Raw genomic sequence first — 22,502 nt, 5'->3', positions numbered from 1 at the left:
GATGCGCCTGGGACAGAAGCAAGCGTCCGGCGTCGTTGTCGTTGGTGGCCCGCGGCTCGGCGGCGCGCGGGCGGGCAGGGCGTCGATTATAGGGAAGCCCCGGGGCGGCCTCAAACGCCGGCCCGGCGGGCGGCGTCAGCCGGGGATGGCGAGGACCTCGATGAGGCGCTCGCGCAGGCGCTGCTGGCGTCCCGGGTCGGTGAGCGGCGCCCCGGCCTTGTCGGTGATGAAGAAGACGTCCTCGACCCGCTCGCCGAGGGTCGCGATCTTGGCCGCCGACAGCGCGATGTCCTGCTCCATGAAGATGCGTCCCACCCGGGCCAGCAGGCCGGGGCGATCGGGCGCGACGAGCTCGAGCAGGGTGCGCTCGTTGGCCGGGTCCTGCTCGATGCTGACCTCGGTGGGCACCCGGAAGTGCTTGAGCTGGCGAGGGGTGTGCCGGGTGACGATCTGCGGGTAGTCGTCCGGGTCGTCGAGCTCCTCCACCAGGTGGCGGCGGATCTCCTCGATGCGCTCGCGGTCGCGGATCGCCTGGCCGTGATCGTCCAGCACGATGAAGGTGTTCAGCGTCCAGTCGTTGCTGGAGGTGGCGATGCGGGCGTCGTGGATCGACAGCCCCAGCTGGTCCATGGCGGCGGCGGTGGCGGCGAACAGGTCGTCCACCGAGCGGGTGTGGATGAAGACCTTGGTGCCGCCCTCGGCCATGTCGTCGGTGGGGGCGTTGATCAGGATCAGCGGCAGCTGGCTGTCGCCATGGTCGAGGATGCCCTGGGTCTGCCAGACGATCTCGCTGGGGGCGTACTGCAGGAAGTAGTCCTCGCCCAGCGACTCCCAGAGCCGGTCGACCCGGGCCATGTCGGCGCCCACCGAGGCGAGCAGCGAGTGGGCCTCGCTGCGTGTCTCCCGGACCCAGTCGTCGCGCTCCAGGGGATTCTCCAGCCCCCGACGCAGGGCGCGCTTGGTCTCGCTGTGCAGCTGGCGCAGCAGCGAGGCCCGCCAGCCGTTCCACAGGGTCGGGTTGGTGGCGGTGATGTCGGCCACCGTCAGCACGTAGAGGTAGTCGAGCCGCGTCTCGTCGCCCACCAGGCGGGCGAATTCGGCGATCACGTCGGGGTCGGTGATGTCGCGCTTCTGGGCGACCATGGACATCATCAGGTGGTGCTCCACCAGCCAGCTGACCAGGCGCGTGTCGCGGCTGGAGAGCCCATGGCGCTCGCAGAAGGCCTCTGCATCCCGGGCGCCCAGGGTCGAGTGGTCGCCGCCGCGTCCCTTGCCGATGTCATGGTAGAGGCCGGCGATCCACAAGAGCTCCAGCTTGGGGAGCTGGTGGATCAGGTTGGCGGCGACCGGAAACTCCTCCTTCGCCTCGGGCTTGCGGAAGCCGTGGATGCACTTGAGCAGGCGCAGCGTATGGGCGTCCACCGTGTAGATGTGGAAGAGGTCGTGCTGCATCAACCCCACCGCCTGGCCGAACTCGGGCAGGTACTTGCCGAGCACGCCGTAGCGGTTCATGCGTCGCAGCTGGCGAGCCACGTTGCCGCCCGAGCGCAGCAGGGCCATGAACAGGCTCTGGTGGCGAAGGTCGTCGCGATAGAGGTCGTCGATCTGGTGGCGGTGGTCGCGGATCAGGCGGATGGTGTCGGCACGCACCCCCTCGATCTCCGGGTGCTCGGCCATCAGCAGGAAGAGCTCGAGCAGTGCCGAGGGGCGCCGTCGGAAGACATGGCGCGAGCGGGCCTGGATATACCCCCCCTTGATCTCGAAGCGCTCGTTGAGGGGCACGGTGGTGAGCGCCTCGCCGGCGTGCAGGATCGCCTCGTCGAAGTGCTGCAGCAGCATGTCGTTGAGCCCGGCCAGCGCCGTGACATGGCGATAGTAGCGCTTCATGAACTGCTCCACGGCCAGGCGCTCCGGTGTGTCGCGATAGCCGAACAGCTCGGCGATGGTGCGCTGGTGGTCGAACAGCAGGCGGTCCTCGGCGCGGTCGGTGAGCATGTGCAGGGCGTAGCGCACCTGCCACAGGAAGGCCTGGCCCTGGCTGAGGATGCGCAGCTCCGGATCGTTCATGAAGCCGCCGGCGACCAGGTCCTCGTAGCGCTGGGTGCCGAAGTGGCGCTTGGCCACCCAGCCGATCATCTGGATGTCGCGCAGCCCGCCCGGCGAGCTCTTGATGTTGGGCTCGAGGTGGTACTCGGAGTTGTTGTAGCGGTAGTGACGGCTGATCTGCTCCTGCCACTTGGCCTCGAAGAAGCGGTCCGCCGGCCACAGCCGGTCGGTGGACAGTCGCGCCTGCATCGCCTCGCGCAGGTGCTCGGGCCCGGCCAGGGTACGGGTCTCGAGCAGGTTGGTGATCACCGTCACGTCGGCCTCGGCCTCGCGCTCGCAGTCGGCCAGCGAGCGCACGCTGTGGCCGATCTCCAGGCCGATGTCCCACAGGAAGGTGATAAAGGCGGTTAGGGCTTCCCGATAAGGCTCGTCATCATCGTGCTCGAGCAGCAGCAGCAGGTCGATGTCGGAGTGGGGGTGCAGCTCTCCGCGGCCGTAGCCGCCCACGGCGAGCAGCGCCACCCCGTCGTCGGGCCAGGCGTGCTGCTCCCAGGCGATGGCCAGCAGGCGGTCCAGGCACCAGGCCCGGCCGTGCACCAGGTCGCGGATGTCGGCACCGGCGCGGAAGCGCTCGTCGAGCCGGGCCTGGATGCCACGCAGCGCCGCCTTGAAGGGGGCGATCGGCGAGCGCTCGCCGGCGAGCTCGGCGCGGAAGGCGTCGACAGCGAAGAGGCTGTCGTCGGGGATGAAGCGGTAGTGGTGCAGGAGCATGGCGATCGACTCAGCGGTCGAGGAAGGAGAGGTCTTCGTCGTGGCGGGCGGTGAGCACCTCCACCCCCGTCGCGGTGACCAGCAGGGTGTGCTCCCACTGGGCGGTCAGGCTCCTGTCCTTGGTCACGGCGGTCCAGCCGTCGCGCAGTACCTTGGTGCGATGGTCGCCGACGTTGATCATCGGCTCGATGGTGAAGCACATGCCTTCCTCGAGGGCGATGTCGGCCTCGGGGGCATAGCCGTCGTAGTGCAGGATCTGGGGATCCTCGTGGAAGCCGGCGCCGATACCGTGCCCGCAGAAGTCGCGCACCACCGAGTAGCCGTTGGCCTCGGCGTGGGACTGGATGGCGCGGGCCAGTTCCGAGAGGTGCACGCCCGGGCGGACCAGGGCGATGCTGCGGTAGAGGCACTCCTGGGTGACCCGGCACAGGCGCTCGCCCTGGATGGTCTCGCCGATGATGAACATCATGCTGGAGTCGCCGTGATAGCCGTCGGCGGTCTTCACGGTGATGTCGATGTTCATGATGTCGCCCTTCTTGAGCTTCTTGGCGTCATCGGGGATGCCGTGGCAGACCACGTGGTTGATCGAAGTGCAGATCGACTTGGGGAAGCCGTGGTAGTTGAGCGGCGCCGGGGTGGAGCCCAGCTCGTCGACGATATAGTCGTGGCAGAGCCGGTCCAGCTCGCCGGTACTCACGCTGGCCTTCACGTGGGGGATGATCATCTCGAACACGCTGGCGGCCTGGCGGCCCGCCTCGCGCATCTTCTCGATCTCGTCGGGCGTCTTGATGGGTACGTTCATGGAATCTCGGATCAGGGGTGGTGTCGCCCGGATGGCGGCGGGCTCGAGCATCGGACGACTTCATCTCGGAGGTCATCCATGGTATAAAGCTGCGCGCTTTCCTGCAATCGCGGAGCCGGCCGACCCGTCGGCGCCTCGGCGAGGTCCGGGAAGCGCGCTCAATCACCAATGCAATGCCTTGAAATCACACATGCACCGTCACATGGTCCCGGGTGCTGCCGGTTGCTCCGGCGGTCGGATCCATGGGGTGCGTGGAGGCCTAACCCGATTTTCCAGGAGTCATCCATGGCACACGTCAACATGCGTGACCTGCTGAAGGCAGGCGCTCACTTCGGTCACCAGACCAAGTACTGGAACCCGAAGATGAGCAAGTTCATCTTCGGCGCACGCAACAAGATCCACATCATCAACCTCGAGCACACCCTGCCGGCCCTCAACGAGGCCATCGACGTGGTCGAGAAGATGGCAGCGGCCAACAACAAGATCCTGTTCGTCGGCACCAAGCGCAGCGCGAGCAAGATCATCAAGGAAGAGGCCAATCGCGTCGGTCAGCCGTTCGTCAACCACCGCTGGCTCGGTGGCATGCTGACCAACTACAAGACCATCCGCGTCTCCATCAAGCGCCTGCGCGACCTCGAGACCATGCACGAGGACGGCACCTTCGAGAAGCTGACCAAGAAGGAAGTGCTGATGGCGACCCGCGAGCAGGACAAGCTCGAGCGGTCCGTGGGTGGTATCAAGGAAATGGGCGGCCTGCCCGATGCCCTGTTCGTGATCGACGTCGACCATGAGCGCATCGCCATCAACGAGGCGAACAAGCTGGGCATTCCGGTCATCGGCGTGGTGGATACCAACTCCGATCCCGATGGCGTCGACTACGTGATCCCGGGCAACGATGACTCCATCCGCGCCATCCAGATCTACGTCAAGGCCATCGCCGACGCCTGCGCCCGTGCGAAGGAAGGTCGTCCCGACGAGTTCGTCGAGGTCACCGACGCCGAAGAGAGCCAGAGCGACGCCGCCGCCGAGTGATCGTCGGCCCGCCTGGGCCGGTTGCCGTGCCGTCACTCCGGTGGCGGCCCGCCGGACAGGCGCAAGGGGGCTCAGGCCCCCTTTCTTCTCTTCTTTCCGCTACCCATTCCAGGTCGAACCATTCAGAGGACACTACCATGGCAGCTATCAGCGCCTCCCAGGTCAAGGAACTGCGCGAGCGCACCGGGCTCGGCATGATGGAGTGCAAGAAGGCACTCACCGAGACCGATGGTGACATCGAGCAGGCCATCGAGAACCTGCGCAAGAACTCCGGCCTCAAGGCCGCCAAGAAGGCCGGCCGCACCGCCGCCGAGGGCACCGTGGTCACCCGCGTGGCCGACGACGGCAGCTACGGCGTGATGGTCGAGATCAACTCCGAGACCGACTTCGTCGCCCGTGACGACAACTTCAAGGCCTTCGCCGAGAAGATCGCCGACGCCTTCTTCGCCGCCAAGAGCGAGGACGTGGCCGCCGTCATGGACGGCGAGCTCGAGACCGCTCGCGAGCAGCTGGTGCAGAAGATCGGCGAGAACATCGGCGTGCGTCGCAGCGTCGTGGTCGAGGCCGGCGACGGCAACCTGGTCGGCGAGTACGTCCACGGCGGCCGCATCGGCGTGCTGACCGTGCTCAAGGGCGGCAACGCCGAGGTGGCCAAGGACGTCGCCATGCACGTCGCCGCCATCAACCCGGCCGTGGCCCGTCCCGAGGACATGCCGCAGGAGCAGCTGGACGCCGAGAAGGCGATCATCCTGGCCCAGCCCGACATGGCCGGCAAGCCCGAGCAGATCGCCGAGAAGATGGTCCAGGGCCGCCTGAAGAAGTACCTGGCCGAGAACAGCCTGACCGAGCAGCCCTTCGTCAAGAACCCCGACCAGTCCGTGGCCGAGTTCGTCAAGGCGGCCGGCGGCGAGGTGGTCGGCTTCACCCGCTTCGAGGTGGGCGAGGGCATCGAGAAGGAAGAGGTCGACTTCGCCAAGGAAGTGATGGAACAGGCCAAGCGCAGCTGAGGTCGCAGGTTCCAGTGTGAAGATGGCGTGCGCGCGAGCGCACGCCTTCGCGTATCCGGCCGGTGAATCCGGCCATCCACCAGGTCCCAAGCGTCGAGAACCCGGGAGATACCCCATGACCAGTGCCGATCACCCCGCCCCCAGCAAGCCCGAGAAGACCCGCGCCGAGGTGTCCAAGTACAAGCGCATCCTGCTCAAGCTCTCCGGCGAAGCCCTGACCGGGGATGCCGAGTTCGGCATCGACCCCAAGGTGCTGGATCGCCTGGCGCTGGAGATCGGCCAGCTGGTGGGGATCGGCGTCCAGGTCGGCATCGTCGTCGGCGGCGGCAACCTGTTCCGCGGGGCGGCCCTGCACGAGGCGGGCATGGACCGGGTCACGGGTGACCACATGGGCATGCTGGCCACGGTGATGAACGCCCTGGCCATGCGCGATGCCCTGGAGCGCTCCAATATCCGCTCGCGGGTGATGTCGGCGATTCCGATGAGTGGCGTGGTGGAGCACTACGACCGCCGGACCGCCATCCGCTACCTGACCTCCGGCGACGTGGTACTGTTCTCGGCCGGCACCGGCAACCCCTTCTTTACCACGGACTCCGCGGCCTGCCTGCGCGGCATCGAGATCGATGCCGACGTGGTGGTCAAGGCCACCAAGGTCGACGGGGTCTACGACAAGGACCCGGTCAAGCACCCCGATGCGGTCAAGTACGAGCAGCTGACCTATGATGATGCGCTCGACCAGAAGCTCGGGGTGATGGATTTGACCGCCATCTGCCTGGTGCGGGACCATGACATGCCGGTGCGGGTCTTCAACATGAACAAGCCGGGTGCCCTGCTGAACCTGGTTGTGGGTGGCAAGGAAGGCACGCTGATTGACAGAGGGTGAGACAGTGATCGACGACATCAAGAAGGATGCGCAGAGTCGCATGAAGAAGAGCCTCGAGGCCCTTCACCAGAACTTCAACAAGATCCGTACCGGTCGGGCGCACTCCAGCATCCTGGATGCCGTGACCGTGGAGTACTACGGTGGCCAGGTGCCGCTCAACCAGGTGGCCTCGATCAACGTCGAGGACGCCCGGACCCTGAGCGTGGTGCCCTGGGAGCAGCAGATGGTGCCCAAGATCGAGAAGGCCATCATGACCTCCGATCTCGGCCTCAACCCGGCGAGCGCCGGCAACGTGATCCGCGTGCCCATGCCGATGCTCACCGAGGAGACGCGCAAGGGGTACATCAAGCAGGCCCGCCAGGAGGCCGAGCACGCCCGGGTGGCGGTGCGCAACGTGCGCCGCGATGCCAACGGCGATCTCAAGTCCCTGCTCAAGGAGAAGGAGATCACCGAGGACGAGCAGCACCAGGCCGAGGAGGCGATCCAGAAGCTCACCGACAGCATCATCGCCGAGATCGACAAGGCGCTGGAGTCCAAGGAACACGACCTGATGCAGGTCTGATGACGGCGGGCGGCACCGGCGAACGGCGCCGCCGGCGACGGATCGCCCCTCGGCGAACCGCGGGCCAGGTGTCCGCGGTTCGTCGGCCTTCATGCTCTTACCCGCCATGCGAGACATCATGACGTCACCGCAGTCTCCCCGCCCCGGGGCCAGCCCCGACGACGGGTCCAGCGCCGGCGAGGCGCCCCTGCCGCGCCACGTGGCCATCATCATGGACGGCAACAACCGCTGGGCGAAGGCGCGTGGCCTGTCCGGCGTGCGTGGCCACCATGCCGGCGTCGAGGCGGTGCGCGCCGTCATCCGCCGCGCCGCCGAGCGCGGCATCGAGACCCTCACGCTGTTCGCCTTCTCCAGCGAGAACTGGAAGCGGCCCGCCAGCGAGGTCAATGCCCTGATGGAGCTCTTCCTCATGGCGCTCAAGCGCGAGGTCAGGAAGCTCCACCGGCACGGCATCCGCCTGTCGGTGATCGGGGACCGCAGCGGCTTCTCCGCCTCGATCCAGAAGCATATCGCCAGCGCCGAGGCGCTGACACGGGACAACTCCGGCCTGCACCTGGTGATCGCCGCCAACTACGGGGGGCGCTGGGACATCGCCGGTGCCGCCCGGCGGCTGGCCGAGCGGGTCGCCGCCGGCGAGCTCGAGCCCGAAGCGATCGACGAACAGGCCCTGGACGAGGAGGTGAGCCTGTCCGGGGACGCCCCGGTGGACCTGTGCATCCGCACCAGCGGCGAGAAGCGCATCTCCAACTTCCTGCTCTGGCAGATGGCCTATGCCGAGCTGCATTTCACCCCGGTACTCTGGCCAGACTTCGATGGTGCCGCCTTCGACCGTGCCCTGGCCGACTTCCAGGGAAGACAGCGGCGCTTCGGCATGACCGATGAACAGCTCGAGGCGCAGCAGAGTGGCTAGCAGCATGCTCAGACAACGGACCCTCACCGCGGCCTGGCTGGTTCCCCTGGCCCTGTTCGGCCTGTTCGGCCTGGAGGGCGAGGGGTTCCGACTGTTCACCGCCGCCATCGTGCTGCTTGCCGCCTGGGAGTGGGCCAACCTCGCCGGCATCACCTTGCCGGGCCGACGCCTGCTCCCGGTGGCGGGTCTCGCCGTGGTGATGGCGCTATTCTGGGCGAGCGGGGCCGTGCTCTCGGCCTGGCCGCTGTGGCTGGGCGCGCTGGGCTGGCTGGCCAACCTCTACTGGGTGACCGGCTACCCCGCGCGCCTCGCGCAGTGGCGGTCGACCGGCATGCGCCTGGCGATGGGGCTCTGGGTGCTGCTGCCGACCTGGGTGGGCTTCAGCGTGCTGCGCGAGGGCGGTACCGTCTGGCTGCTCTTCGTGCTGCTGCTGGTATGGGGCGCCGACATCGGCGCCTACTTCGTCGGCCGGACCTTCGGCCGCCACAAGCTGGCCCCCAGCGTCAGCCCCGGCAAGACCTGGGAGGGCGTGGCCGGCGGCCTGGCCGTCACCTCGTTGTTGGCAGTCGGCTTTGCCACCTGGCAGGGCCTCGGCGTCGCCGGCGGCCTGGTGCTGCTGCTGGCCACGGCGGTGGTGACGCTGGCCTCGGTGCTGGGTGACCTGCTCGAGAGCATGCTCAAGCGCCATCGCGGCATCAAGGATTCCAGCCAGCTGCTGCCGGGCCATGGTGGGGTGCTCGACCGGGTCGACAGCCTGACCGCCGCGGTGCCGCTCTTTGCGCTGCTGCACGGGGGGCTGCTGTGACCCTGCGTCGCGTGACCGTGCTTGGCGCCACCGGCTCCATCGGCACCAGCACCCTGGACGTGCTCGGCCGCCATCCGGAACGCTACCGGGTGCATGCCCTGACCGCCCACCGCTCCCGGGAGCCACTGCTGGCCCAGTGCCGACGCCATCGTCCGGCGGTGGCGGTGCTCGATGCCGAGGAGGACGCGGCCTGGCTGCGCGGGCAGCTGGCCGAGGCGGGGCTCGCTACCGAGGTGCGCGCCGGTCGCGAGGCGCTGGTCGAGGTCGCCGAGGCCCGCGAGGTGGATGCCGTGATGGCGGCCATTGTCGGTGCCGCCGGCCTGCTGCCGACGCTGGCCGCGGTGAAGGCCGGCAAGCGGGTCCTGCTGGCCAACAAGGAGGCCCTGGTGATGTCCGGGGCGCTGTTCATGGACGCCGTGACGCGCCATGGGGCGACCCTGCTGCCCATCGATTCCGAACATAATGCCATCTACCAGTGTCTACCCGTCGAGCACCGCGGCGGCCTGGGGCGTCACGGGGTGACGCAGCTGCTGCTGACTGCCTCGGGCGGTCCCTTCCGCGGCTGGTCGCGGGATGCCCTGGGCAGAGTGACCCCGGACCAGGCCTGCGACCATCCCAACTGGTCCATGGGGCGCAAGATCTCGGTGGACAGCGCCACCCTGATGAACAAGGGGCTCGAGCTGATCGAGGCGTGCTGGCTCTTCGATGCCCGTCCCGACCAGGTTCAGGTGGTGGTTCACCCCCAGAGCGTGATCCACTCCATGGCGGCCTACAGCGACGGCTCGGTGATCGCCCAGCTGGGCAACCCGGACATGCGTACTCCCATCGCCTACGGGCTGGCCTGGCCGGAGCGCATCGATGCCGGGGTGGAGGCACTGGACCTCTTCCGGGTCGCGCGGCTCGACTTCGAGCCCGCCGACGAGGCGGCCTTCCCCTGCCTGCGCCTGGCCCGGGAGGCCATGGCCGCGGGCGGGACCGCGCCGGCGGTGCTCAATGCCGCCAACGAGGTGGCGGTGGAGGCCTTCCTGGCCGGTCGCCTCGGCTTCACCGAGATCGACGAGCTGGTGGCGCGGGTGCGAGATGAGAGCCCCGTCGCGCCGGCCGCGGACCTCGAGACCATCCTCGAGGCCGATGTCCTCGCCCGGCGCTCGGCACACGCCTGGCTGGCGCGGCAATGATGCCCGCGCCTTCACGCAGTTGACTGCAAGGAGATTGCCTTGGGCCTGATCCAGAACGTGCTGGCCGTGATCGTGGTGCTCGGCCTCTTGATCACCTTCCACGAGTTCGGCCACTTCTGGGTGGCCCGGCGCTGCGGCGTGAAGGTGCTGCGCTTCTCGGTGGGCTTCGGCAAGCCGCTCTGGTCGCGCCGCGACCGCCACGGCACCGAGTTCATGGTGGCCGCCATCCCGTTGGGCGGCTACGTGAAGATGCTCGACGAGCGAGAGGGGCCCGTCGATCCCGCCGAGCGGCATCGGGCCTTCAACAACAAGACGGTCTGGCAGCGTATCGCCGTCGTCGCGGCCGGCCCCCTGGCCAACTTCCTGCTGGCCATCGTCGCCTACTGGGCGCTCTTCGTGGCCGGCACCACCACGGTGGCGCCGGTGATCGGCAGTGTGGCGCCGGACTCACCGGCGAGCCGTGGTGGCCTCGAGGCGGGGCAGGAGATCACCGCGGTCCGCGGCGAGGCGGTGCGTTCCTGGGACGAGATCAACCTCAAGCTGGTGGCAGCCATCGGCGAGAGCGGCGAGCTCGAGGTGCAGGCCCGGGACGAGGCCGCCGCCGACCCGCAGACCTATCGCCTGCCGGTGCAGGACTGGCTGGTGCGCCAGGATCCGCCCCGGCCGCTGCCGAGCCTGGGCCTGACCCCCTGGCAGCCCGAGATCCCGGCGGTGCTGGGCCAGGTGGTCGAGGGCGAGGCGGCCGCCAAGGCCGGACTGCGAGTGGGCGACGAGGTCGTCGCGGTGGACGGCGAACCGGTGGCGGACTGGATGGCCTTCGTCGACCGGGTCCGCGCCAGCCCGGGGGAGCCCCTCGACCTCGAGGTGCTGCGTGACGGCGAGCGCCTCGCGCTCACCGTCACTCCCGGCCGCAACGAGCTGGAGGAGGGCGTGGCCATCGGCTACATCGGCGCCGGCGTCGAGGCCGTCAGCTGGCCCGACGAGTACCGGCGCGAGATCCGCTACGGCCCGCTGGCTGCCGTGGGCCAGTCGCTTTCGCGTACCGGCGAGATGACGGTGCTGACCCTGGGGGCCATCCGCAAGATGGTGGTGGGACTGATCTCGCCCTCGAACCTCTCCGGCCCCATCACCATCGCCCGGATCTCCGGCGACTCGGCCCGCGCTGGCCTGGAGAGTTTCATCAGCTTCCTGGCCTACCTCTCGATCAGCCTGGGGGTGCTCAACCTGCTGCCGATCCCAGTGCTCGACGGCGGCCACCTGCTCTATTACCTGGTCGAGGTGGTGCGGGGTCGCCCGGTGTCCGAGCAGGCCCAGGCCGTGGGCCTGCGTATCGGCCTGGCGTTGGTCGGTACCCTGATGCTGATGGCGCTCTATTTCGACCTGATGCGGCTCTGGTAGCCGGGCGCCGGCTTGTCAGTGGCCAGTACAAATGTATAAGGTGCCTGTCTGGACAGGACGGCAGATCAACGCGAGCGAATCGACTGCATGAAAATCAAGACCATCGGACTGGCGGCGCTGCTGCTCGTGGGTACCCAGGCGGCACAGGCACAACCTTTCGACGTTGCCGACATCAGGGTTGAGGGGCTGCAGCGGGTCTCGCCCGCCTCCGTGTTCAATGCCTTTCCTGTCAGCGCCCGCGACCGGGTGGACGAGCGCGAGCTGGCCGAGGCGGCCCGCGAGCTCTTCGCCACGGGCCTGTTCGAGGACGTCAGCCTGGCCCGCGAGGGGGACGTGCTGATCATCCAGGTGGTCGAGCGCCCGACCATCGCGCGCCTCAACATCGAGGGCAACAATCAGATCCCCGACGAGGACCTGCGCAACGGCCTCAAGCAGGCCGGGCTCGATGAGGGCCAGGTGCTTCAGCTCTCCACCCTGGAGGAGATCCAGCGCGAGCTGGAGGGGGTCTACCAGTCCCAGGGGCGCTACAGCGCGCGGATCGAGACCTCCGTCGAGGAGGTCGGCGAGGGCCAGGTCCAGGTCAACATCGACATCGACGAGGGGGCGGTGGCCAAGATCCGCCAGATCAACATCGTCGGCAACCGCGACTACACCGATGACGAGCTGCGCGAGGTCTTCGAGCTCGACGACAAGCCGGGCTGGTTCTTCGGCTGGTTCTCCAGCGACGAGTACTCCCGCGAGGCCCTGTCCGGCGACCTGGAGCGGCTGCGCTCCTTCTACCTGGATCGCGGCTACGTGAACTTCAACATCGAGTCCTCCCAGGTCTCGATCAGCCCCGACAAGTCGCGGATCTTCGTCACCGTGAACATCGACGAGGGGCGGCAGTACCGGCTGGGCGACATCCGCTTCGCCGGTGACCTGCGGATCCCCGAGCGCGAGGCCCGTGAGCTGCTCGAGGTGGAGAGCGGCGAGATCTTCTCGCGCAGCGACGTCACCGCCTCCTCCGAGGCCCTGCGCTCGCGGCTGGGGGCCGAGGGCTTCGCCTTCGCCAATGTGGACGGCATTCCCGAGGTCGCCACCCGCGGCGACACCGTGGACCTGACCTTCCGCGTCGAGCCGGGGCGCCGGGCCTACGTGCGGCGCATCGAGTTCGCCGGCAACACCACCACCCAGGACGAGGTACTGCGTCGCGAGATGATCCAGATGGAGGGCGCGCCGGCCTCCACCGAGTCGATCAGCCGGTCGCGCCAGCGCCTCGAGCGCCTGGGCTTCTTCAAGCAGGTCGACGTGGAGACACGCCCGGTAGCCGGCGAACCCGACAAGCTGGACGTCACCTATACCGTGGAGGAGCAGCCTTCCGGGTCGATCTCGGCGAGCATCGGTTTCTCCCAGAGCGCCGGGGTGATCTATGGCGCCTCGCTCTCCCAGAACAACTTCCTGGGGACCGGCAACCGGGTCAATCTCGGTGCCCAGCGCAGCGACACCTTCACCAGCCTCAACTTCGGTTTCACCGACCCCTACTGGACCCTGGACGGCATCTCGCGGGGCTATAACCTCTACTACCGCGAGACCGACTACGAGGACTCCGACATCTCGACCTACTCCACCGACGCCTACGGTGGGGGCATCAACTTCGGCTATCCGATCAACGAGCTGACCCGCCTCAACTTCGGGGCCGCGGTCGAGGACCTGTCGATCAAGACCTATCGCGATACGCCGGCCGAGATCATCCAGTACGAAAATGACCAGGGCAGCGATGCCCAGAGCCTGAAGCTGACCGCCAGCTGGACGCGCAACAACCTCAATCGCGGCATCATGCCCACCGCCGGCAACTACCAGCGCCTGTCGCTGGAGAGCGCGGTGCCGGGCAGCGACGCCGAGTACTACAAGCTGCGCGCCAGGGCCCGCCAGATCCTCCCCTTCAACGAGGAGCAGACCTGGGGGCTGAAGTTCAGCGGTGAGCTGGGCTATGCCGATACCGTCGGCAACGACCCCTATCCGTTCTACGAGAACTTCTTCTCCGGCGGTCTGGGCTCGGTACGCGGTTTCACCGGTAACACCCTGGGGCCGGCCACTACCGAGCGCAACGGTGGCGACGACCGCACCCTGGGCGGCAACGTCCTGGTGGAGGGCAGCGCCGAGGTGCTCTTCCCGGTGCCCTTCGTCGAGGACCAGCGCTCCCTGCAGGCCTCGCTGTTCCTGGATGCCGGCAACACCTTCCTCACCGACTGCTACGACGTGCCCGAGGGGTTCACCTCGTCCTGCGAGTCCGGCGTCGACCTGGGCGAGCTGCGCTACAGTGCAGGCGTCGGCCTCTCCTGGCTGACCCCGGTGGGGCCGCTGACCTTCAGCGTCGCCGAGCCGCTCAACGACAAGGACGGTGACGACACCCAGTTCTTCCAGTTCTCGCTGGGTCAGACCTTCTGATCCGGCCCCTATCGAGGAGTCCCCGCATGCGCAAGCTCTCCGCCGCCCTCTGTTTCGGGCTGCTGGCCGCCGTCACCCTGCCGGCCCAGGCCGAGGAGGTGGCCGTGCTCGACTGGCGCGCCGCGCTGATGGAGACCGACGCCGCCCAGCGCTCCATGAACGAGCTGCGCAATCGCCTCGCCGGCCAGCAGCAGGAGGCCGAGTCGCTGGGCCAGGAGCTTCAGCAGATGCAGCAGCGCCTGCAGCAGGGCGAGAGCATGACCGAGACCGAGCGGCGCACCGCCATGCAGGAGTTCCAGCGCAAGGGCCAGCGTTTCGAGCAGCTGCGCCAGGAGATCGGCCAGGCGCGCCAGCAGTCCGAGCAGCAGTTCCTCCAGGAGGCCGAGCCCAAGCTGGATCAGGCCGTGCAGCAGGTCATCGACCGTCACGGGGTCGAGGTGCTGGTGGACCCGAACGGCGTGCTGCATTCCGAACGGGAGCTGCAGAACCTGACCGGGGAAGTCACCGAGATCCTCAACACCCTCTACTGAGTCGGCCGCCCCACGACAGCGAGTCCCCATGAACCAAGACGCCCGAACCCTCACACTGGCCGAGATCGCCGAGCGCCTGGGAGCCCGCCTCGAGGGTGACGGCGGGCGGCAGGTGAGTGGCCTGGCCACGCTCCGGGAGGCCGAGCCGGACCAGGTGGCCTTCCTCGCCAATCGCGCCTACCTCAAGGACCTGCCGGGAACCCGGGCGGCGGCGGTGCTGCTGGCGCCCGGCCATGCCGAGAGCTGTCCGGTGGCGCGCCTGGAGATGGACAACCCCTACCTCGGCTACGCCGAGCTGTCGCGGCTCTTCGACCCCCTGGCCGGTCGCACGCCGGCCGGCATCCATCCTACGGCGGTGGTCGCCGATGACGTCCGCCTGGGGGCGGACGTCGCCATCGGCCCCCAGGCGGTGATCGAGTCGGGCGTCGAGCTGGGGGACGAGGTGGTCATCGGCCCGGGCTGCGTGGTGGGTGCCGACTCGTGCATCGGCCCCGGGTCGCGGCTGCACGCCAATGTCACCGTCTGCCATGGCGTGGTGATCGGGGCCCGGGCCATCCTGCACAGTGGCTGCGTGATCGGCGGCGACGGCTTCGGTTTCGCCCACGACGGGGCACGCTGGCACAAGATCGCCCAGCTGGGCGGCGTGGTACTGGGTGACGACGTCGAGGTGGGCAGCTGCTCGAGCATCGATCGCGGCGCCCTCGGCGATACCCTGATCGGCGATGACGTCAAGATCGACAGCCAGGTGCAGATCGCCCACAACGTGCAGATCGGCGACCACAGCGCCCTGGCCGGCTGCGTGGGCATCGCCGGCTCCACGCGGGTGGGCCGCCACTGCATGCTGGGGGGCGGCGTGGGGCTCTCCGGCCACCTGACCATCGCCGACGGGGTGCAGGTCACCGGCATGAGCCTGGTGACCAACTCGATCCTCGAGCCCGGGATCTACTCGTCGGGGACCGGCGCCATGGACAATGCCCAGTGGCGCCGCAATGCGGTGCGCTTCAAGCAGCTTGACGACATCGCCCGGCGCCTGGCGCGGCTCGAGAAGGCCGGCCGCAGCGGTTGAGGCCGCGTCGCAGGGCGGTATAATCCACCGCCTGTTGCTGCCGGCCCCTGCTGCCGGCCATGCCCCTCCACGGGACGGGCATCCTGTCATTTCAGAGGTCGCTACGATGGTAATGGACATCAACGAGATTCGTGAGTATCTGCCCCACCGCTACCCCTTCCTGCTGGTGGACCGGGTGACGGAGCTCACCCTGGGCGAAGCCATCGTTGCCTACAAGAATGTCAGCATCAACGAGCCCTTCTTCAACGGCCACTTCCCGCATCACCCGATCATGCCCGGGGTGCTGGTGGTCGAGGCGCTGGCCCAGGCCTGCGGTATCCTCGGCTTCAAGACCGTCAACAAGCTGCCCGCCGACGGCTATGTCTACTACCTGGTGGCCAGCGACAACGTGCGCTTCAAGCGTCCGGTGATGCCCGGTGACCAGCTGGTGCTGGAAGCCCGGGTCGAGCGCACCAAGCGCGGCATCTGGAAGTTCGCCTGCCGGGCCACGGTAGACGACGAACTGGTCTGCGAGGCCGACATCACCTGCGCCGAGAGGAAGGTCGCTTGATACACCCCACCGCCCTCATCGATCCCGCGGCGCGCCTGGCCGACGATGTCGAGGTCGGGCCCTTCACGGTGATCGGGCCCGATGTCGAGATCGGGCCAGGCAGTCGCATCGGCCCCCATGTCGTGCTCAAGGGGCCCACCGTGCTCGGCGCGCGCACCCGCATCTTCCAGTTCGCCTCGGTGGGCGAGGACTGCCAGGACAAGAAGTACGCGGGGGAGCCGACGCGCCTGGTGATGGGCGACGACAACGTCATCCGCGAGGGGGCCACGCTGCACCGCGGTACCGCCCAGGATCGCGGCGAGACCACCATCGGCTCACGCAACCTCTTCATGGCCTACGTGCACGTCGGCCACGACTGCGTGATCGGCAACGACTGCATCCTGGCCAACCAGGTGACCCTCGCCGGCCATGTGCACCTGGGCGACTTCGTCATCCTCGGCGGGCTCTCGGCCATCCACCAGTTCTGCCACTTCGGCGACCACGCCATGGCCGGCGGCGGCTCGATCATCACCAAGGACACCCCGGCCTACGTGATGATCAACGGCAACCCGGCCCAGGTCCATGGCCTGAACCTGGTGGGGCTCAAGCGCCGCGGCTTCTCCAGGGAGGCCATCCGCGCGCTGAGCGAGGCCTACAAGCTGGTCTACCGCCAGGGACTGACCACCGAGCAGGCGCTCGCCGAGATCCGCAGCCGCTTCTCGCTGCCCGAGACCGAGGCCTTTGCCGCCTCCATCGAGGCCTCGACCCGCGGCATCATCCGCTGAGCATGGCGGCACCATGACGGTCCGGCGCGTCTACCTGGTCGCAGGCGAACTCTCGGGCGATATCCTGGGGGCCGGCCTGATGCGCGCGCTCAAGGCGCGTCACCCGGGGGTGGCGTTCCGGGGCATCGGCGGCCCGCGCATGATCGCCGAGGGCATCGACAGCCGCTTCCCCCTGGAGACCCTGTCGGTGATGGGCCTGGTCGAGGTGATCCGGCACTTGCCCGGCCTGGTCCGCGTCAGGCGAACCCTTCGCCAGGACGCCCTCGACTGGCAGCCCGATATCATGGTCGGCATCGATGCCCCGGATTTCAACCTCGGGCTGGAGCGACAGCTGCGCGAGGCGGGCCTGACCACCGCCCACTACGTCAGCCCCTCCGTCTGGGCCTGGCGCCAGGGGCGGATCAAGGGCATCAGTCGCGCCGTCGATGCCATGCTCACCTTCCTGCCCTTCGAGGCGGCCTTCTATGCGCGCCACCGCGTGCCCGTGGCCTTCGTCGGCCACCCCCTGGCCGACGAGCTGCCGCTCCACAACGACCGCACCGCCACGCGTGCCGACCTGGGCCTGTCGGGTGCCGAGCAGGTACTGGCCGTGCTGCCCGGCTCCCGGGCCAGCGAGATCCGCTTCCTGGGCGAGACCTTCCTCGCCGCCGCCGAGCGGCTGTGTGCCGGGCGTCCCGGCCTGAAGGTGGTGATCCCCGCGGCGACGCCGGCGCGCCGCGCCGAGCTGGAGGGGCTGGTGGCCGAGCATCCCGCCCTGGCGGACCGCCTCTCCCTGGTCGATGGCCAGGCGCGGGAGGCCATGGTGGCAAGCGATGCCGTGCTGCTCGCCTCGGGCACCGCGGCACTCGAAGCGATGCTCTGCCACCGCGCCATGCTGGTCGCCTACCGGATGGCGCCCATGACCCACTGGCTGGCGAGGCGACTGGTGAAGACCGAATGGATCTCGCTGCCCAACCTGATCGCCCGCGAGGCCCTGGTGCCGGAGCTGATCCAGGACGCGGCCAGCCCCGACGCGATCGCCGCGGGGCTTGGCGAGATGCTCGACGACCCCGCCGGGCGGGCCGCCCTTGAGGCGCGCTTCGCCGCCATGCATGCTGGCCTGCAGCGCGACGCCAGCCGCCGGGCGGCCGAGGCCATCGAGGCGCTGGTGGCGGGCCGTCCCCTGCCGGCGAGCGTCGCCCCTGAGTTGGCCGACGAGGTGGCGCCATGACGGCCAAGGCGCAGGCGAGAGGGAAAGGCGGCCTCGAGCTGCCGCCGCTCTCGATCGACTATGCGGGCGAGCGCCTTGCCGGGGTCGACGAGGTGGGGCGCGGCCCGCTGGTCGGCCCGGTGGTCGCCGCGGCGGTGATCCTCGACCCGGCACGCCCCATCGCGGGTCTCGCCGATTCCAAGGCGCTCACCGCCCGTCGTCGCGAGGCCCTGGCGCGCGAGGTCCGCGAGCGGGCACTGGCCTGCGCCGTGGCCGAGGCGTCGGCCGCCGAGGTGGACGCGCTCAATATCTACCATGCCACGCACCTCGCCATGCGCCGTGCCATCGATGCCCTGGTGCCGGCGGCCGAGTACCTGCTGGTGGACGGCAACCGGCTGCCCGGGCATCATGTCCCCGGCCAGGCGGTGGTCAAGGGCGATGCCCGCCATCCGGCCATCGCCGCCGCCTCGATACTGGCCAAGGTCGCCCGCGACGCGGGCATGGTGGCCCTCGATGCCCGGCATCCCGACTACGGCTTCGCCCGCCACAAGGGCTACCCGACCCGCGAACACCTGGCCGCCCTGGAACGCCTGGGGCCGCTGCCGGAGCACCGTCGCTCCTTCGGTCCGGTCAAGCGCCAGCTGGCACTGTTCTAGGTCTCTCAGGCGACACCACGAGAGGTGCCGGGAGCAGGTCGCAGAGAAGGTCCTATGCCAGGGATGGCATCGGTAGCGCCCAGGGAGGGGTTCACAGCGCCTCCCCGCAGGCCTGTCGCCGGATCAGCCCCGAGCGATATTGCCGGGATAGCCTCGCGCTTTCTGAACTGATTATTTTCCGCCAAGCCCCGAGCCCTTTATGACAACGCCCTTCGTTCATCTTCGCGTTCACAGCGAGTTTTCCCTGGTCGACGGCCTGGTGCGTCTCAAGCCGCTGGTGCAGGCCGCCGTGGACCAGGGCCTGCCGGCCCTGACGCTGACCGACGAGGCCAATCTCTTCGGCCTGGTCAAGTTCTACAAGGGCGCCCAGGGCGCGGGGCTCAAGCCGATCATCGGCAGCGACCTCTGGCTGGCCAACCCCCATGACGAGGGGCATCCCTATCGCCTGACGCTGCTGGCCATGGACGAGACCGGCTACCGCAACCTTACCGAGCTGATCTCGCGGGGCTGGATGCACGGCCAGCGCCAGGGCCAGGCGCTGCTCGACAAGGCCTGGGTGCTCGAGCAGAGTGCGGGGCTGATCGCCCTGTCCGGTGGCCGGGAAGGGGAGGTCGGCCGCCACCTGTTGAGCGACCATCACGACGAGGCCCGCGCCCTGCTCGAGGAGTGGAATGCCGCCTTCCCGGGACGCTTCTACCTGGAGCTGACCCGCACCGGCCGGCCGCTGGAGGAGGAGTGCGTGCACCTCTCGGTGGAGCTGGCCGTCGAGACCGGCACCCCGGTGGTGGCCACCAACGACGTGCGCTTCCTGGCGCGCGAGGACTTCTGGGCCCACGAGACCCGGGTCTCCATCGGCGAGGGCAAGGCGCTGGACGACAAGCGCCGCGAGCGGCGCTACACCGAGGAGCAGTACCTCAAGAGCCCCGCGGAGATGGCGGAACTGTTCGCCGATATCCCCGAGGCGCTCGAGAACAGCGTGATGATCGCCGCGCGCTGCAACGTGGAGGTGCGCCTGGGCGAGATCTTCCTGCCGGAGTTCGAGATTCCCGAGGGCATGACCCAGGACGAGTACTTCCGCAAGATCTCCCACGACGGCCTCACCGAGCGCCTGGACTTCCTCTATCCGGCCGAGCGCTATCCGCGCGACGGGGCGGAGTATGCCGAGATCGATGCTCGCTACCGCAAGCGGCTCGACTTCGAGCTCGACATCATCATCCAGATGGGCTTTCCCGGCTACTTCCTGATCGTGATGGACTTCATCCAGTGGGCCAAGGACAACGACGTCCCGGTGGGGCCGGGACGCGGTTCCGGTGCCGGCTCGCTGGTGGCCTACGCCCAGAAGATCACCGACCTCGACCCGATCGGCTACGACCTGCTGTTCGAGCGCTTCCTCAACCCCGAGCGGGTCTCGATGCCCGACTTCGACGTCGACTTCTGCATGGAGAAGCGCGACCGGGTGATCGACTACGTCGCCGACCGCTACGGCCGCGACGCGGTGTCCCAGATCGTCACCTTCGGCACCATGGCGGCCAAGGCGGTGGTGCGCGACGTGGCTCGCGCCCAGGGCAAGCCCTACTCCCTGGGCGACAAGCTCTCCAAGCTGATCCCCTTCGAGGTGGGCATGACACTCGCCAAGGCGCTGGAGGCCGAACCGGCGCTCAAGGAGTTCCTTGATAACGACGAAGAGGCCGCCGAGATCTGGGAGATGGCGCTCAAGCTCGAGGGCGTCACCCGCGGCACCGGCAAGCACGCCGGCGGCGTGGTGATCGCGCCGACGAAGCTCACCGACTTCTCGCCGCTGCTCTGCGACGAGGACGGCAACGGCCTGGTGGTGCAGTTCGACAAGAACGACATCGAGGAGGCGGGGCTGGTCAAGTTCGACTTCCTCGGCCTGCGCACCCTGACCATCATCGACTGGGCGCTGGAGATGGTCGACAAGGTGCGTGCCACCGAGGGCCAGGGTCCCCTGGACATCGACACCATCCCGCTGGATGACGTGCCGACCTTCGAGATGCTCAAGAAGGCCGAGACCACGGCGGTGTTCCAGCTCGAGTCTCGCGGCATGAAGGAGCTGATCAAGCGCCTGCTGCCCGACTCCCTGGAGGACATGATCGCCCTGGTGGCGCTGTTCCGCCCGGGCCCCCTGCAGTCGGGCATGGTCGACGACTTCATCAACCGCAAGCATGGCCGGGCGGAGATCTCCTACCCGCACCCGGACTACCAGCACGAGCTCCTGAAGCCGGTGCTCGCCCCCACCTATGGCATCATCCTCTACCAGGAGCAGGTGATGCAGATCGCCCAGGTGATGGCGGGCTACTCCCTGGGCCAGGCCGACATGCTGCGCCGCGCCATGGGCAAGAAGAAGCCCGAGGAGATGGCCAAGCAGCGCGCCGGCTTCATGGAGGGCTGTGCGGCCAACGGCATCGACAAGGACCTCGCCGGCAACATCTTCGACCTGGTAGAGAAGTTCGCCGGCTACGGCTTCAACAAGTCCCACTCGGCGGCCTATGCACTGGTCTCCTACCAGACCGCCTGGCTGAAGGCCCACTATCCCGGGCCCTTCATGGCGGCGGTGATGTCCACCGAGATGGACAACCTCGACAAGGTGGTCCCACTGATCGAGGAGTGTCGTCACCTCTCGCTGACGGTGACTCCGCCCGACGTCAACGTCGGCGGCTACAAGTTCACCGTCGACGACCAGGCGCGGGTCGTCTATGGCCTGGGGGCGATCCGCGGTGTCGGCGAGGGCCCCATCGGCGCCATCGTCGAGGCCCGTGAGGCGGACGGCCCCTTCGAGGATCTCTTCGACTTCTGCCGCCGGGTCGATCCCAAACGCATGAACAAGCGCACCCTGGAGGCGCTGATCCGCTCGGGGGCCCTGGACAACCTGGGACCGAGCCGTGCGGTGCTCAGCGCGGCCCTGGAGGATGCCCTGAAGGCGGCGGTCCAGACCCAGACCAACCAGAACCTGGGGATGATGGACATGTTCGGCGAGGCCTTCGTCGACGAGTCGGCCGGGGACGCCTACGCCGACTACCGTCAGGCCCGGGAGTGGAGCGACAAGGAGCGCCTCGCCGGCGAGAAGGAGACCCTGGGGCTCTACCTCACCGGCCATCCCATCGACGAGTACGAGGGCGAGCTCGCCCGCTTCGTCTCCACCCGCATCAGCGACCTCAAGCCCTCCCGCGAGCCCCAGCGGGTGGCGGGCCTGGTGGTCGGCGTGCGGACCATGAAGTCCAAGCGCGGCGATACCATGGCCTTCATCACCCTGGACGACCGCACCGGGCGCATCGAGGCCTCGCTGTTCGGCGAGCTCTTTGACCAGCTGCGCGGCCGCCTCGAGGCCGACCAGGTGATGATCGTCGAGGGCGAGGTCTCCAGCGACGACTACTCCGGCGGCCTGCGCCTGCGCGGCAAGGAGGTCACGCCGATGGTCGAGGCGCGCAGCCGCTTCGGCCAGGCGGTGGAGCTCTCCCTGGACGGCGGTCGCCTCAACGGGCGCCTGGTGGACTCGCTGCGCGCGAGCCTGGCTCCCTACTGCGACGGCGATGGCCTGCCGGTGCGGCTACGCTACCGCAATGCCGAGGCCTCGGGCTGGCTGGAGCTCGCCGAGGAGTGGCGCGTCACGCCCAGCGACGAGCTGCTGACCGGCCTGCGCGAGGTGCAGGGCCAGGATGGGGTGCGGTTGAAATACCGGTAACTGGCTGCCGGCTGAGGACTGTCGTATGCCAGCGAGGGGCGCCGGGAGAAGGCCGAAGAGGAGATACCGTCTCTCCTAACCGACCGCAACCCTCACTGAGTTGGTTGTGGCCGATATTCGGTTTGTGACTGCAAGACGCCGAAAGCGATATGCACCAGCTTGCGCATGGCAGCCCCCAAGGCTGTCATCGTCGGCTTACCCGCTCTGCGTAGCCTCGCGTACTGCG

18 protein-coding genes and 1 pseudogene are annotated in these 22,502 nt (G+C 68.4%); 16 read left to right on the top strand and 3 right to left on the bottom strand.

Annotation, left to right across the window (positions count from 1 at the left end; genetic code table 11):
• Window positions 1-135: 135 nt before the first annotated feature.
• Window positions 136-2,817 (bottom strand): [protein-PII] uridylyltransferase, encoded by a 2,682-nt coding sequence (locus tag DFP85_RS18305; protein WP_133637845.1) that lies wholly within the window; start codon window positions 2,815-2,817, stop codon window positions 136-138.
• 10 nt (window positions 2,818-2,827) lie between these two features.
• A complete protein-coding gene (gene map, locus DFP85_RS18300; protein WP_133637844.1) occupies window positions 2,828-3,619 on the bottom strand; it encodes a type I methionyl aminopeptidase in 792 nt (263 codons plus the stop codon).
• A 285-nt stretch (window positions 3,620-3,904) separates the two neighbouring features.
• On the opposite strand from map, the gene rpsB reads away from it, so the two are divergent.
• The 16 genes from rpsB to dnaE all read left to right on the top strand — a co-directional run bounded on the left by rpsB (window position 3,905) and on the right by dnaE (window position 22,276).
• Window positions 3,905-4,651, top strand: coding sequence for a 30S ribosomal protein S2 (gene rpsB, locus DFP85_RS18295; protein WP_106231403.1), 747 nt, complete (start codon window positions 3,905-3,907; stop codon window positions 4,649-4,651).
• Between the two features lie 137 nt (window positions 4,652-4,788).
• Window positions 4,789-5,658 (top strand): translation elongation factor Ts, encoded by an 870-nt coding sequence (gene tsf, locus DFP85_RS18290; protein WP_133637843.1) that lies wholly within the window; start codon window positions 4,789-4,791, stop codon window positions 5,656-5,658.
• A gap of 115 nt (window positions 5,659-5,773) precedes the next feature.
• Window positions 5,774-6,541, top strand: a complete 768-nt coding sequence (pyrH, locus tag DFP85_RS18285) for a UMP kinase (RefSeq protein WP_106231405.1) — start codon at window positions 5,774-5,776, stop codon at window positions 6,539-6,541.
• 4 nt (window positions 6,542-6,545) lie between these two features.
• Window positions 6,546-7,103, top strand: coding sequence for a ribosome recycling factor (frr, locus tag DFP85_RS18280; RefSeq protein ID WP_133637842.1), 558 nt, complete (start codon window positions 6,546-6,548; stop codon window positions 7,101-7,103).
• A 118-nt stretch (window positions 7,104-7,221) separates the two neighbouring features.
• A complete protein-coding gene (uppS, locus tag DFP85_RS18275; protein ID WP_133637841.1) occupies window positions 7,222-8,013 on the top strand; it encodes a polyprenyl diphosphate synthase in 792 nt (263 codons plus the stop codon).
• A gap of 4 nt (window positions 8,014-8,017) precedes the next feature.
• The gene (locus tag DFP85_RS18270) at window positions 8,018-8,818 is read left to right on the top strand and encodes a phosphatidate cytidylyltransferase (protein ID WP_133637840.1); all 801 of its coding nucleotides are present in this window, start codon (window positions 8,018-8,020) and stop codon (window positions 8,816-8,818) included.
• 2 nt (window positions 8,819-8,820) lie between these two features.
• A complete protein-coding gene (gene ispC / locus DFP85_RS18265) occupies window positions 8,821-9,996 on the top strand; it encodes a 1-deoxy-D-xylulose-5-phosphate reductoisomerase (RefSeq protein ID WP_133637855.1) in 1,176 nt (391 codons plus the stop codon).
• 39 nt (window positions 9,997-10,035) lie between these two features.
• The gene (rseP, locus tag DFP85_RS18260; RefSeq protein WP_133637839.1) at window positions 10,036-11,394 is read left to right on the top strand and encodes a sigma E protease regulator RseP; all 1,359 of its coding nucleotides are present in this window, start codon (window positions 10,036-10,038) and stop codon (window positions 11,392-11,394) included.
• Window positions 11,395-11,481: 87 nt separating this feature from the next.
• A complete protein-coding gene (bamA, locus tag DFP85_RS18255; RefSeq protein WP_243737343.1) occupies window positions 11,482-13,821 on the top strand; it encodes an outer membrane protein assembly factor BamA in 2,340 nt (779 codons plus the stop codon).
• A 26-nt stretch (window positions 13,822-13,847) separates the two neighbouring features.
• Window positions 13,848-14,351 carry an OmpH/Skp family outer membrane protein gene (locus DFP85_RS18250; RefSeq protein ID WP_133637838.1) on the top strand — a complete coding sequence of 168 codons (504 nt, stop codon included), beginning with the start codon at window positions 13,848-13,850 and terminating at the stop codon, window positions 14,349-14,351.
• Window positions 14,352-14,379: 28 nt separating this feature from the next.
• Window positions 14,380-15,417: a UDP-3-O-(3-hydroxymyristoyl)glucosamine N-acyltransferase gene (gene lpxD / locus DFP85_RS18245; RefSeq protein ID WP_133637837.1), complete on the top strand. Its 1,038-nt coding sequence runs from the start codon at window positions 14,380-14,382 to the stop codon at window positions 15,415-15,417.
• Between the two features lie 106 nt (window positions 15,418-15,523).
• Window positions 15,524-15,967, top strand: a complete 444-nt coding sequence (gene fabZ, locus DFP85_RS18240) for a 3-hydroxyacyl-ACP dehydratase FabZ (RefSeq protein ID WP_133637836.1) — start codon at window positions 15,524-15,526, stop codon at window positions 15,965-15,967.
• The gene (lpxA, locus tag DFP85_RS18235; protein WP_133637835.1) at window positions 15,964-16,731 is read left to right on the top strand and encodes an acyl-ACP--UDP-N-acetylglucosamine O-acyltransferase; all 768 of its coding nucleotides are present in this window, start codon (window positions 15,964-15,966) and stop codon (window positions 16,729-16,731) included. The genes fabZ and lpxA overlap by 4 nt, the downstream gene beginning before the upstream one ends.
• Window positions 16,732-16,744: 13 nt before the next feature.
• On the top strand, window positions 16,745-17,941 hold the full coding sequence (gene lpxB, locus DFP85_RS18230; protein ID WP_133637834.1) for a lipid-A-disaccharide synthase: 1,197 nt from the start codon (window positions 16,745-16,747) through the stop codon (window positions 17,939-17,941).
• Entirely contained in the window at window positions 17,938-18,576 is a 639-nt protein-coding gene (gene rnhB / locus DFP85_RS18225) for a ribonuclease HII (protein ID WP_133637833.1), read from the top strand. The genes lpxB and rnhB overlap by 4 nt, the downstream gene beginning before the upstream one ends.
• 199 nt (window positions 18,577-18,775) lie before the next feature.
• The gene (gene dnaE, locus DFP85_RS18220; RefSeq protein ID WP_133637832.1) at window positions 18,776-22,276 is read left to right on the top strand and encodes a DNA polymerase III subunit alpha; all 3,501 of its coding nucleotides are present in this window, start codon (window positions 18,776-18,778) and stop codon (window positions 22,274-22,276) included.
• A 92-nt stretch (window positions 22,277-22,368) separates the two neighbouring features.
• On the opposite strand, the pseudogene DFP85_RS19165 reads toward dnaE, so the two are convergent.
• Window positions 22,369-22,502 (bottom strand): annotated as a pseudogene (locus DFP85_RS19165) (IS110 family RNA-guided transposase); the annotation flags it as partial.

Source organism: Halomonas ventosae, from assembly GCF_004363555.1.
In the GTDB taxonomy this organism is placed as follows: domain Bacteria; phylum Pseudomonadota; class Gammaproteobacteria; order Pseudomonadales; family Halomonadaceae; genus Halomonas; species Halomonas ventosae.
Note: the sequence above shows the minus strand (reverse complement) of the source record. Positions and strands in the feature narration are given on the sequence as shown.